General features: G+C 68.6%; 11 protein-coding genes. 7 read left to right on the plus strand and 4 right to left on the minus strand.

Going from position 1 to position 12,915, the window contains the following annotated elements; genetic code table 11:
- Positions 1–121: 121 nt before the first annotated feature.
- The 4 genes from ABIA71_RS08640 to def all read right to left on the minus strand — a co-directional run bounded on the left by ABIA71_RS08640 (position 122) and on the right by def (position 4,749).
- A complete protein-coding gene (locus tag ABIA71_RS08640; RefSeq protein ID WP_354284778.1) occupies positions 122–1,846 on the minus strand; it encodes an ArnT family glycosyltransferase in 1,725 nt (574 codons plus the stop codon).
- Positions 1,847–1,871: 25 nt separating this feature from the next.
- Positions 1,872–3,212, minus strand: coding sequence for a 16S rRNA (cytosine(967)-C(5))-methyltransferase RsmB (rsmB, locus tag ABIA71_RS08645; protein ID WP_354284780.1), 1,341 nt, complete (start codon positions 3,210–3,212; stop codon positions 1,872–1,874).
- A gap of 1 nt (position 3,213) precedes the next feature.
- Positions 3,214–4,137 (minus strand): methionyl-tRNA formyltransferase, encoded by a 924-nt coding sequence (gene fmt, locus ABIA71_RS08650; RefSeq protein ID WP_354284782.1) that lies wholly within the window; start codon positions 4,135–4,137, stop codon positions 3,214–3,216.
- A gap of 99 nt (positions 4,138–4,236) precedes the next feature.
- Positions 4,237–4,749, minus strand: coding sequence for a peptide deformylase (gene def, locus ABIA71_RS08655; protein ID WP_128095809.1), 513 nt, complete (start codon positions 4,747–4,749; stop codon positions 4,237–4,239).
- A gap of 124 nt (positions 4,750–4,873) precedes the next feature.
- Here def and ABIA71_RS08660 point away from each other — a divergent pair, with 124 nt between their 5' ends.
- From ABIA71_RS08660 to tsaC, 7 genes are all read left to right on the plus strand, one after another.
- Positions 4,874–6,004 (plus strand): LysM peptidoglycan-binding domain-containing protein, encoded by a 1,131-nt coding sequence (locus ABIA71_RS08660; RefSeq protein WP_354284784.1) that lies wholly within the window; start codon positions 4,874–4,876, stop codon positions 6,002–6,004.
- Between the two features lie 71 nt (positions 6,005–6,075).
- A complete protein-coding gene (dprA, locus tag ABIA71_RS08665; protein WP_354284786.1) occupies positions 6,076–7,218 on the plus strand; it encodes a DNA-processing protein DprA in 1,143 nt (380 codons plus the stop codon).
- 42 nt (positions 7,219–7,260) lie between these two features.
- A complete protein-coding gene (locus tag ABIA71_RS08670) occupies positions 7,261–7,734 on the plus strand; it encodes a DUF494 family protein (protein WP_038685975.1) in 474 nt (157 codons plus the stop codon).
- Between the two features lie 37 nt (positions 7,735–7,771).
- Positions 7,772–8,572 carry a GYF domain-containing protein gene (locus ABIA71_RS08675; RefSeq protein WP_354284788.1) on the plus strand — a complete coding sequence of 267 codons (801 nt, stop codon included), beginning with the start codon at positions 7,772–7,774 and terminating at the stop codon, positions 8,570–8,572.
- Between the two features lie 44 nt (positions 8,573–8,616).
- Positions 8,617–9,525, plus strand: coding sequence for an RDD family protein (locus ABIA71_RS08680; protein WP_354284790.1), 909 nt, complete (start codon positions 8,617–8,619; stop codon positions 9,523–9,525).
- A 191-nt stretch (positions 9,526–9,716) separates the two neighbouring features.
- Positions 9,717–12,218: a DNA topoisomerase I gene (locus ABIA71_RS08685; RefSeq protein ID WP_354284792.1), complete on the plus strand. Its 2,502-nt coding sequence runs from the start codon at positions 9,717–9,719 to the stop codon at positions 12,216–12,218.
- A gap of 111 nt (positions 12,219–12,329) precedes the next feature.
- Positions 12,330–12,890 carry an L-threonylcarbamoyladenylate synthase type 1 TsaC gene (gene tsaC / locus ABIA71_RS08690; protein ID WP_354284794.1) on the plus strand — a complete coding sequence of 187 codons (561 nt, stop codon included), beginning with the start codon at positions 12,330–12,332 and terminating at the stop codon, positions 12,888–12,890.
- Positions 12,891–12,915: the final 25 nt, after the last annotated feature.

Below are 12,915 nucleotides of genomic sequence, written 5' to 3' on the forward strand. Positions count from 1 at the left end.
CACGATCTGGGCAATGCGGCGTAATGACGGAGGAGGAACGGGTTCACCGGCCTCCATTCCAGGATCGGGCGAGCAGGCCGCATTGTCACCGATCGTCCCGTAATGATCCATGAGAGCACTGTCACTCCTCCGGCGCTTCGCGGCCCTGTTCCAGGGTGATACGCGCCAGTTCCCGGGCACTGGGCAGGCAGGGGCCGACCACGGCATCGGCAGGGACCAGCCACCAGCCGCGGCGATTGGCCACGCCCACCCGTTCGGCACGGCGGCGGTCGATGCAGTCCAGCACGGCCGCCTCCTGCACCAGCAGCCAGCGCTGCTGCGGCGCCTGCGCCTGCCAGGCCACCCCGTCCTGCAACTGGCTGTACCAACGGCGTTTGAAGCCAAAAGTGGTCACGGGGCGGTCGGCCATGAGCAGGTTCTGCTCCTTCCAGCCCACCAGCCCCAGCTGCGCGTCGGCGCCGATGCGCTGCCCGGCCTGCTGCATCAACCCACGCGCGGAGCTGGAATCGTTGAACAGCGGGTAGCCCACCAGCCCGTACGCCACCCAGACCATCGCCAAAGTCGACAGCACGGCCACGTGGCGCCGCCGCGGGCCGCTGAAGCACAGGCTGGCCAAGCCCCAGGCGCCCAGCGCCACGCCTATCCAGCCCAGCGCCGCAGTCACCGACGTGTCGATGCCACGCTGCAGGATCAATCGGCTTTCAAAGCCGGGTTGGCCCACCAGCATCGCGATGCCCGCGCCCAGCAGGGCCAGCACCAGCATGGCGTTGAACGCGCCCAGCAGCCACTGCACGTCCCGCCGCCGCAGCAACCCCGGCAGCAGCGGTGCCAGCGCCAGGCAGAACATCGGCAGCGCCGGCAGGATGTACACATCGCGCTTGCCGTGTGGGATAGAGAAGAACAGCACGATCAGCAGCCACCAGCCCAGCAGCACCAGGTAGCGCGGATCGCGGCGGCGCAGCCGGCGCCACCAGGCCGGGGTGGCCCAGGGCAGCACCAGGAATGCCGGGAGCCACATCGACGGCATGGTGGCCAGGAAATACCACCACGGCTGGTGGTGGTCCCACGACTGCGCGTACCGCTTGGCGGTCTGCCGGAACAGAATGTCGTTCATGTAGGCCCGGTACTCCACCGAGCCGCTGGACGTGGCCACCAGCACCATCGGCAGCAGCCACAGCGCCACCGCCAGCACGAAGGCCAGCGGGGCCAGCCAGAAGCGCCAGTCGCGTACGTGCAGGCGAACCCGCGGCCAGCCCAGCAGCGACGCCACGGCCGCCGGCAGCACCATCAGCAGCGCCAGCACGCCCACGCCCTTGGTGATCACCCCCAGCCCGGCAGCGAACCAGCCCAGCCACCACCACCGCCACGCCGGCCCACAGAGCAGGTGCCGCAGCAGGCCGTAGTTGGCCAGGGTGATGAAGAACACCACCAGCGGGTCGATCTGCGCCTTCTTGGCCTGGAAGGTGAAATGCACCGCAAACAACAGCGCCCACGCCGCGTACAGGCCGACCCGGCGGGTCCACAGGCGGCGGCCCAGGTCGTACACGCAGGCCAGCGTGCCCAATGCGGCCAGCAGCGACGGCAGCAGGAACGCCACCCGCCAGTTGCCGAACAGGCTGTAAAGCGCGGCCTGCGCCCACATCAGCATCGGCGGCTTGTCCGAGTACAACTCGGTGCCACGGTGCGGGAACAGCCAGTCGCCGCTGAGCACCATCTGCTTGGCCACCAGCGCAAAGCGCGGCTCGTCCGATGGCCAGGGGTCGCGCAGGCCCAGGCCGGCACCGAGCACCAGCAGGGCCATCGTGGCAAGCAGCCAGAACTCGCGCCTGGCAGGGGTGTTCAACATATGACGCGGGTCCAGCAGCGGGATATCAGCCCTTTTTTAGCAGACGCGCGTAGAAGAATCCGTCTGCACCCTCTTCACCGGGCAGGCGCTGGCGACCGGCCCAGGAGTCGTGGCCGAAGGCCTCGCCCAACGGCAGGAAGCCTGCGCGGGGGGTGCGCTGCAGGAAGGACTCGATCTGGAACTGGTTCTCTTCGCGCAGGATCGAGCATGTCGCATACAGCAGGGTGCCACCGGGAGCCAGCATGCTGAAGCACGCATCCAGCAGGCGTGCCTGCAGCGCCACCAGGGCCTCGATATCGGCCGGACGGCGGTGCACCAGCACGTCCGGCTGGCGGCGGATGATGCCGGTGGCCGAGCACGGCGCATCCAGCAGGATGCAGTCGAACGGTTGCCCGTCCCACCAGCTGTCCGGCGCCGCGGCGTCGGCGGCCAGCACCCGCGCCTGCGCGCCCACGCCGGTGCGGGCGAAGGTCTCGCTGATGCGCTTGAGTCGGCGCGGGTCGATGTCCAGTGCCAACAGCTGCAGGCTGGGATCACGCTCCAGCAGGTGCGCGGCCTTGCCACCCGGCGCGGCGCAGGCATCCAGCACGCGCGCACCGGCGCGCGGGGCCAGGGCATCGGCCACCTGCTGCGCCGACAGATCCTGCACCGACAACGCACCGGCGGCGAACCCCGGCAGCGCCGCCACCGGCACGGGCACCGGCAGGCGGATCGCATCGCTGCACAGCGGCGACGCCTCGGCCTCGATGGCGGCGGCGGCCAGCTGTTCCAGCACCGCCTCGCGGCTGCCGTGCTGGCGGTTCACCCGCAGCCACAACGGGGCCGGCTGCAGGCTGGCGGTGAACACGTCCGCGGCCTGCTCCGGCCAGTCCTGTTCGATCATGCCGGCCAGCCAGTCCGGGAACGCAGCGCGCGCCGGCTGGGCCGGGATGCCGTCGCGCTGGGCGCGGCGCAGCAGCGCGTTGACCATGCCGGCCTGGCGGTCACGGCCCATGGCACGGGCAGCGTCCACGGTGGCCGACAGCGCCGCGTGGGCGGGCAGTTCCAGCGCGTCCAGCTGGGCAAAGCCCACCAGCAACAGCGCACGCAGTTCGTCCTCGCGCACGCCCAGCGGGCGCTGCATCCACTGCGCCAGCGCAGCGTCGTAGGCGCCGCGGCGGCGCAGCACCGCAAAGCACAGGGCCTCCAGCAGGGCGCGGTCGCGGCTGTCGTCCAGGCTCGGCAATGCCTTGGCCAGTTCGGCCTTGAGCGAGCGGCCGCGGCCGATCACCTGGGCCAGCACCTTGGCCGCCAGTACGCGGGTGGGCACGCCGGGGGCGCTGGCGGCACGCTGCGGGGCCTGCTTGTCCTGCCGGAGCTGGGTCATCTCAGGCACCCACGCTCAGGTCGCGGCGCGCGTTGAGGTAATCGGCGGCCGTGATTGCCTTGCCGCCTTCGCGCTGCAGCACCCGCAGGCGCAGTGCGCCCTGCCCGCAGGCGATGTCGATGCCTTCGCGGGCGGCCGCCAGCAGCGTGCCCGGGGCCTTGCCCTGGTTGTCCGGCAGCGCCACCGCGCCATGGATGCGCACGCGCTCGCCGGCCAGCTGGGCCTCGGCGATCGGCCACGGGTTGAAGGCGCGCACGGTGCGCTCCAGTGCCGGTGCGTCCTGTGCCCAGTCCAGCCGGGCCTCGGCCTTGTCCAGCTTGTGCGCGTAGGTCACCCCCGCCTCCGGCTGCGGCTGGGCAATCGGCTTGATCCCGGCGCGCAACAGGCCCAGTCCGTCCGACAGCACCTGCGCACCCAGTTCGGCCAGGCGGTCGTGCAGCTGGCCGCCGGTGTCGTTGGCGCCGATGGCCAGGTGTTGCTTGAGCAGCACCGGGCCGGTGTCCAGGCCTGCTTCCATCTGCATCAGGCACACGCCGCTTTCGCGGTCGCCGGCCTGGATCGCACGCTGGATCGGCGCGGCGCCGCGCCAGCGCGGCAGCAGCGAGGCATGCACGTTCCAGCAGCCGTGGGTGGGAATGGACAGCACGGCCTTGGGCAGGATCAGCCCGTAGGCCACCACCACCATCAGGTCCGGCTGCAGGTCACGCAGCTGCTGCTGGGCTTCGGGGGTTTTCAGGTGCTCGGGCTGGAACACCGGGATGCCACGCGCGATCGCCTCCAACTTCACCGGCGACGGCATCAGCCCGCGCCCACGCCCGGCCGGACGGTCCGGCTGGGTGTATACGGCGACCACTTCATGGTGGCGCGCGGCGACACGCAGCGAGGACACGGCGAACTCCGGCGTACCGGCAAAGACAATCTTCATGGCTACCCCACTTGCAGAAAGAAAAACGGCGCCGGTGGCCGGCGCCGCACAACCAGGCCCGGCCCGCGGTCAGCCCGCGCGGCCCGGCCCTTGGGCATCTCAGGCAACGTGCTTGCGCGCCTTGGCCAGCTTCTTGCGCACCATCTCGCGCTTCAGCGGGGACAGGTAATCGATGAACAGCTTGCCGTCCAGGTGGTCCATCTCATGCTGGATGCACACCGCCAGCACGCCGTCGGTGGTCAGTTCCTGCGGCTGGCCCTGGCGGTCCAGGAAGCGCACGGTGATCTGGTTGGCGCGGGTAACGTCGGCAAAGATGCCCGGCACCGACAGGCAGCCTTCCTGGTAGACCTGGCCGCCCTCGTTGGCGACGATCTCCGGGTTGATGAACACCCGCGGGGTGTCCTTCTCTTCACTGACGTCGATGACCATGAAGCGCTTGTGCACGTCCACCTGGCTGGCGGCCAAGCCGATACCCGGGGCGTCGTACATGGTGTGGAACATGTCGTCGATCAGTTGCTGGAACGCCGGGGTGGTGACCTCGGCGGCGTCGATCAACGCGGCCTTGGTGCGCAGGCGCGGATCGGGAAACTCAAGAATGGGCAGGATAGCCATGGCAAATACCGGTAGGGGGCGCCGGTCAAAGCGGCGTACGTCGCAATTCTATCGCCAACGCTTGCCCTGCGCCCCGGTTTCTGGACTATAGTGCGGCAACCTGTTGGGGAATCAGGCACCACCTATGTTTGAACGTACTCGTACGGTCGTCGCCGTGGCGATGTTGACCGTTGCCACCTATGCTACCGCCGTTGAAGTGAATGGCGGGCACCCGGATACCTACGTCGTCCGCAAGGGCGATACCTTGTGGGACATTTCCGCGCGCTTCCTGAAGAAGCCGTGGCTGTGGCCGGAAATCTGGCAGGCCAATCCGCAGGTCAAGAACCCGCACCTGATCTACCCGGGTGACGTGCTGAGCCTGGCCTACCTGGACCGCGTCGTGGCCCAGCCCGGCCCGCGCCAGGAAGCGCCGATCACCGGCATTCCGCTGGACCAGGTCGAACCCTTCCTGAAGCAGCTGAGCGTGGTCGACGAGGTCAAGTCGCTGCCGTTCGTGGTGGGCCTGGAAGACAACCGCCTGCGTGCCACCAGTGGCCAGACCGCCTATGTGCGTGGGCTGGAAGGCGCCGAAGTGGGCCAGCGCTGGGCCGTGGTCCGCCCGACCGTGCGCTACGCCCTGCCCAAGCCGACCGAGGACCTCACCGCCAGCGGTGATGTGACCCCGGGCAGCGGCAACCTCTGGAAGAACTTCTTCGTCCCCAGCAAGCGCAACCAGACGCTGGGCTACGAGTTGGCGCAGATCAACGTCGGCACGGTCACCAAGGTGGCCGCCGGCAATGTGGATGTGACCACCATCGCCCTGCAGACCGGGGTTGGCGGGGTGGAAGTGCGCAACGGCGACCGTCTGGTGCCGGTGCAGGCCAACCCGTACGACCTGCAGTTCTTCCCGCACGTCCCGGCTGCCCAGACCGAAGGCCTGGATATCCGCGTGCTGGCCGTGACCGACATGTTCCTGTCCGGCGGCCCGCGCGATGTGATCGCCATTTCCGCCGGCAGCACCGACGGCATCGACAACGGCACCGTGGTGTCGCTGTGGCGCCAGGGCCGGCACGTGGCCAACAAGATGAAGTACCCCGGTTCGTCGCGGATGGACGACTCGCTCACCGACGGCGCCGGGCGCCTCTCCCTGCCCGACGAATATGCTGCCCATGCGATGGTGTTCCGCACCTACGACAAGGTCAGCTATGCACTGGTGATGCAGGGGGTCAAGCCGGTGCTGGTCGGTTACGCGGCAAAGCACCCTGACGCCCAGTAAACGCAAAACCCTACGCATTACTCCGACGGCGCCCCAGGGCGCCGTCGTTGTATGCGGCCTAGCCTTGGCAGATGTGCGAACCCCTCCTGCCTGACACCCGCGACGCCCTGCTCCGCCTGGTCCTGGCCGGCGGCCCCCTGCCGCCGCGGCGACGCCTGCTGCACGCCCACGCCGATCCCATGCTGGCGCTGCGTGCCGGCCCCTCCAGCTGGCGTGCCAACGGCTGCACCCCCGAACAGTGCGCGCGGCTGGCCTGCCCCGACCCGGTTGCCCTGGCGCTGGCCCACCAGTGGGCGGCCCACCCCGGCCACCACCTGGTGCCGATCCACAGCGACGACTACCCGGTGCTGCTGCGCCACCACCCCCAAGCGCCACTGGTGCTGTTCGTGCAGGGCGACCCGGCCAGCCTCTGGCATCCCGGGGTCGCCGTCGTGGGCAGCCGCACGCCGTCGCCCAGCGGCGCGGAGCTGGCCGCCGAATTCGCTGCCGCGTTCGCGCGCAGCGGGCTGTCGGTGGTCAGCGGGCTGGCCGCCGGGGTGGACGCGCGCGCCCACGAGGCGGCATTGCGGGTGCCGGGCGGCCTGACGGTGGCGGTGGTGGCCACCGGCCTGGACCAGACCTACCCGCCGCGCCATGCCGCCCTGCACGCACGGATCGCCCAGCACGGCGCGGTGGTCAGCGAGTACCCGCCCGGCACCGCGCCCAAGCCCGGCCAGTTCCCGGCCCGCAACCGGCTGATTGCCGGGCTCAGCCTGGGCACGGTGGTGATCGAGGCGGCGCTGCGGTCCGGGGCGCTCATCACCGCCCGGCTGGCGGCCGAGGCCGGGCGCGAGGTCTTCGCCCTGCCCGGCTCGGTACGCAACCCGCGGGCGCGCGGCTGCCACCGGTTGATCCGCGAGGGCGTGATGCTGGTGGAACACCCCGACGAAGTGATCGCCGGGCTGACCGCCCTGGCCGGCACCCTGGGGCAGGCCTTGCGAAGCCGGCTGGACGCCCCCACTGAACAGGCACGACCGGCGCCTCGGCGCGCCCCCTCCTTCCCCCACCCGGACTACCAGCGCTTGTGGCAGGCACTGGATGACAACCCAACGGGTATGGATTCACTGATCCAGCGCAGCGGATTGACGACGGCTCAGCTGTCGGCCATGCTGCTGGTCATGGAACTGGAAGGAAAGGTGGTTGCCGCCTATGGCCGCTACTGTCGAAAACCCTAGTTTCTTCACCTCCACAGCGTCGTTGACGCAGGCCGAGGGGCAATGAAAGAGAGCATTCTGGATGTCCTGCTGTACCTGTTCGAACATTATTTCAGCGAGGACCCGGACCTCGTCCGTGACCGCGACACCCTCCAGAACAGCCTGATACAGGCCGGCTTCAGCCCCACCGAAATCAAGAAAGCGTTCGACTGGCTCGATGCCCTGGCCGACCAGCGCCCGGCCGTGAACGTGGCCCGGGTCGATGGCCCGGTGCGCATCTACCACGGTCCGGAACTGGACAAGCTGGACGTTGAAGGCCGCGGTTTCCTGATGTTCCTGGAGCAGCACGGCATTCTGGACGCCAACCAGCGTGAGCTGGTGCTGGACCGCGCCATGGCCCTGGACCAGGACGAGCTGGACCTGGACGACCTCAAGTGGGTGGTGCTGATGGTGCTGTTCAACCAGCCCGGGTCCGAGGCCGCCTACGCCTGGATGGAAACGCAGATGTTCATTGACGAACCGGAACCGCTTCACTGACCGTACACTGGGCGCCTTGCGCATTCAGGAGCGTGCCGTGGGCCAGTGGTTCTATGCAGAAGGAAATCGCCAGCAGCGCGGGCCGCTGGCGTCCGATGAACTGATCGCGCTCTACCAGTCCAGCCGCATTGCGGCCGATACGCTGGTCTGGCGCGACGGCATGGCGCAGTGGCAACCGCTGCGCGAAGTGGCCGACGAGATCGGCCTGGTACTGGCCCCGCCGCCAGCGCCCGTGGCCGACACCCCCGCCGAAACCGACACCCCCGCCGTGGCCCTGCCGCCGCAGATTCCTGCGGACAGCCCCGCGTCCGACCCGGTGCCCCCTCCTGCACCGGCGCCGCCGCTGACGGCTGCTGCCGCACCCACGATGGCCGCCGCGCCGGTAGCGCCACGCCAGGGCCTGTCCGGCTGCGCCATCGCCGGCATCGTGGCCGGCATCGGCGGCGTGCTGCTGGTGGCGATCGTCGGCATTCTTGCCGCCATCGCCCTGCCCGCCTACCAGGAGTATGTGCTGCGCTCCAAGACCGCGCAGGCCATCACCGAACTGGACCCGATCAAGGTGCAGGTCAGCGAGTTCGTGCAGACCCACGGGCGCTGCCCGGTCAATGACGACGAAGGGTTCCAGCCGGCCGAAAGCTATGCCAGCGGCGACCTGTCGGCGGTGCGGATCGGCCGCTTCGACAACAGCCACTGCGGCATCGAAGCCGAACTGTCGGTGCCCGACAAGGCGGCCCTGGACGGCAAGCTGCTGTGGCTGGATTTCGACCCGGAGCTGCACCAGTGGGAATGCACCGGCGAGCCGGATGACAAGTACCTGCCGCAGCACTGCCGCGGCTGACAACGGACGCATGTCCATGGATGAACCCAAAGGGGATTGAAGCAATGACTGAGTGGTATTTCGCCGATGGCCAGGAGCGCCAGGGCCCGTTGACCGCCGACGAGATGCGCCTGCGTTTCCAGCGCGCGCAGATCAGCCTGACCACCCTGGTCTGGCGTGAGGGCATGCCGCAGTGGAAGCCGTTGTCCGAGGCGGTCGACGAACTGCAGCTGCAGAACCTGAGCAGCGCTGCGGAGAATCTGGGCAGCGGCTTCGACCTGCGTGGCGATTACACGGCCATCGACAACGGCACCGCGCCGCTGCCGGGCACCGGTGGCGGCACCCATTCGCCGTACACCGCACCGGCCGCCGGTGGCTATGCCAACGCCGCAGTGGTCGGCGGCGGCAACGTGGTCTACGCCGGGTTCTGGAAGCGCTATGCCAGCTACTTCCTCGACTCGGTGGTGGTCAGCGTGGTCAACATTCCGGTCAGCCTGATCTTCAACGGCATCGGCGCGGTGTCGGGCAACGAGTCGGTGGCGCTGGTGATGAGCCTGCTGGCGATGGTGGCCGGCCTGGCGCTGGGCGTGGCCTACTACGCCGGCTTCCACGCGTCGGCCGGTGGCGCCACCCTGGGCAAGATGGCGGTGGGCATCAAGGTGGTGCGTGGCAATGGCGAACGGCTCACCCTGGGCCGCGGCATCGGGCGCTACTTCGGCTTCCTGCTGAGCAGCCTGACCCTGATGATCGGTTTCATCATGGCCGCCTTCACCGAGCGCAAGCAGGCCCTGCACGACATGATCTGCGACACCGTGGTGGTCGACAAATGGGCCTACACCGAAAACGAGCACCTGCAGCAGCCGGGCCTGGGCACCGTCACCATCGTGATTCTGGTGGTTTCCGGCCTGATCACCGTGGCCGCCATCGGCGTGGGTATTGCCATGATCGGGGTCATCGCCTCGTCCATGTCCTGACCCCACCCTCACACCGGGCCGCTTGACACGGGCGGCTCGGTCGTGATTCCTCTAATAAGAGGAAAAGCTGAACGCCCGGCGCATACCCGGGCGTTCAGTTTATGGAAATCGCCCGCTGCCCTTCACTAATGCGGCCATTTGCTCCACCCTAGCGCCCTCTCCCGGGCTGCTGCCCACAGAAATAATCTGACATGCCCAAGCACCTGCTCATCGTCGAATCGCCCGCCAAGGCCAAGACGATCAACAAATACCTCGGCAAGGACTACACCGTCCTGGCCTCGTATGGGCATGTGCGCGACCTGGTGCCGAAGGAAGGCGCGGTCGATCCCGACAACAACTTCGCGATGCGGTACGACCTCATCGAGAAGAACGAAAAGCACGTCGATGCCATCGTCAAGGCTGCCAAGGGCGCCGACGACATCTTCCTGGCCACCGATCCGGATCGCGAGGGTGAGGCGATCAGCTGGCACATCGCCGAAATCCTGAAGGAACGCGGGCTGGTCAAGGACAAGCCGATGCAGCGCGTGGTCTTCACCGAGATCACCCCGCGCGCCATCAAGGAAGCCATGGGCCACCCGCGCGAGATCGCCGGCGACCTGGTCGATGCACAGCAGGCGCGCCGCGCGCTGGACTACCTGGTGGGCTTCAACCTGTCCCCGGTGCTGTGGCGCAAGGTGCAGCGCGGCCTGTCCGCCGGCCGCGTGCAGAGCCCGGCGCTGCGCATGATCGTCGAGCGCGAGGAAGAGATCGAAGCCTTCATCGCCCGCGAGTACTGGAGCATCGATGCCGCCTGTGCGCATCCGTCGCAGCCGTTCACCGCGCGCCTGACCAAGCTGGACGGCAAGAAGTTCGAACAGTTCACCGTGACCGACGGCGATACCGCCGAAGCCGCACGCCTGCGCATCCAGCAGGCCGCGCAGGGCGCGCTGCATGTCACCGACGTGGCCAGCAAGGAGCGCAAGCGCCGCCCGGCCCCGCCATTCACCACCTCCACGCTGCAGCAGGAGGCCTCGCGCAAGCTGGGCTTCACCACCCGCAAGACCATGCAGGTGGCGCAGAAGCTGTACGAAGGCGTGGCCATTGGCGAGGAAGAAGGCACCGTCGGCCTGATCTCGTACATGCGTACCGACTCGGTCAACCTGTCCCAGGATGCACTGGCCGAGATCCGCGACGTGATCGCCCGCGATTACGGCATCGCTTCGCTGCCCGACCAGCCCAACACCTACCAGACCAAGTCCAAGAACGCCCAGGAAGCGCATGAAGCCGTGCGCCCGACCTCGGCCCTGCGGACCCCGGCCCAGGTGGCGCGCTTCCTGACCGACGACGAGCGCAAGCTCTACGAACTGATCTGGAAGCGGGCCGTGGCCTGCCAGATGATCCCGGCCACGCTCAACACCGTGAGCGTGGACCTGTCGGCCGGCAGCGAACACGTGTTCCGCGCCAGCGGCACCACCGTGGTGGTGCCCGGCTTCCTGGCCGTGTACGAAGAAGGCAAGGACACCAAGAGCGCCGAAGACGACGACGAAGGCCGCAAGCTGCCGGCGATGAAGCCCGGCGACCGCGTGCCGCTCGAGCGCATCGTGGCCGACCAGCACTTCACCCAGCCGCCGCCGCGCTTCACCGAAGCGGCGCTGGTCAAGGCGCTGGAAGAATATGGCATCGGCCGCCCGTCGACCTACGCCTCGATCATCCAGACCCTGCTGTTCCGCAAGTACGTGGAAATGGAAGGCCGCAGCTTCCGCCCGTCCGACGTCGGCCGCGCGGTGTCCAAGTTCCTGTCCAGCCACTTCACCCAGTACGTGGACTACGACTTCACCGCCAAGCTCGAGGACGAGCTCGATGCGGTGTCGCGTGGCGAGGAAGACTGGATTCCGCTGATGGCCCGCTTCTGGGACCCCTTCAGCAAGCTGGTCGAAGAGAAGAACGAATCGGTGGACCGCGCCGAAGCCAGTGGCGCGCGCGAACTCGGCACCGACCCCAAGACCGGCAAGCCGGTCAGCGTGCGGCTGGGCCGCTTCGGGCCGTACGCGGCGATCGGCAGCACCGCCGAAGATGCCGAAGACAAGCCCAAGTTCGCCTCGCTGCGCCCGGGCCAGTCGATGCACACCATTTCCCTGGAAGACGCGCTGGAGCTGTTCCTGATGCCGCGCGCGCTCGGCCAGGACAAGGACGAGGACGTCAGCGTCGGCATCGGCCGGTTCGGTCCGTTCGCCAAGCGCGGCAGCACCTATGCCTCGCTGAAGAAGGAAGACGACCCCTATACGATCGACCTGGCCCGTGCGGTGTTCCTGATCGAAGAGAAGGAAGAGATCGCGCGCAACCGGATCATCAAGGAGTTCGAGGGCAGCGACATCCAGGTGTTGAACGGCCGCTTCGGCCCGTACATCAGCGATGGCAGGATGAACGGCAAGATCCCCAAGGATCGTGAGCCGGCCTCGCTGACCCTGGCCGAAGTGCAGCAGCTGATGGAAGAAACCGGCAAGCCGGTGCGCAAGGGCTTCGGCAAGAAGGCGGCCAAGAAGGTAGTGGCCAAGAAGGCCACGGTGAAGAAGGAGGCCGCGCCGAAGAAGGCGGCCGCCAAGAAGGCACCGGCGAAGAAAGCCGCCACCAAGAAGGCTGCAACGAAGAAGACCGCGACCAAGAAGGCGGCCACCAAGAAAGTGGCCAAGAAGACGGTCGCCAAGAAGGCCTGAGTGCCGCCACCGGCGCAGGCCCACGCCCCGCGTGGATCTGCGCGGGGATCACCCGGTTGCCACGCCGCGGGCGGATAATACGGGCCTACGCCCACGCCCGCTGTTGCCGCCATGAACGAACTCACCCTGGATACCGCCCTGCCCGTGCTCCGCGCCGGCGGGGTAGTGGCTTACCCGACCGAAGCGGTGTGGGGCCTGGGCTGCGATCCCGCCCATGAGGCGGCGGTGATGAAGCTGCTGCAGCTCAAGCAGCGCCCGGTCGAGAAAGGCATGATCCTGGTGGCGGCCGACCTGGCCCAACTGGACGACTGGGTGCGCCTGCAGGCCTTGCCCGCGCAACGCCAGGCCGTGGTGCTGGCCAGCTGGCCCGGCGCGAACACCTGGATCCTGCCGGCCGGACCACGCGCACCGCGCTGGATCACCGGTGCGCACAGCGGCATTGCCGTGCGCATCAGCGCGCACCCGTTGGTGGCCGCGTTGTGCCGGGCCTGGGGCGGCCCGCTGGTGTCCACCAGTGCCAACCTGGCCGGCAAACCACCGGCGCGGACCCGGGCCGAACTGGACCCGGCGCTGTTGCCGCTGCTGGACGGCCTGGTGGACGGCGACACCGGCGGCCTGGCCCAGCCCACCCCGATCCGCGACGCGCTCAGCGGCCAGGTCCTGCGCAGCTGAGCGGCCTGCTCGCCCACGGTTTTGC

Origin of the sequence: Stenotrophomonas sp. 2619 (genome assembly GCF_040548725.1) — a bacterium.
Classification (GTDB): Bacteria; Pseudomonadota; Gammaproteobacteria; order Xanthomonadales; family Xanthomonadaceae; genus Stenotrophomonas; species Stenotrophomonas maltophilia_AP.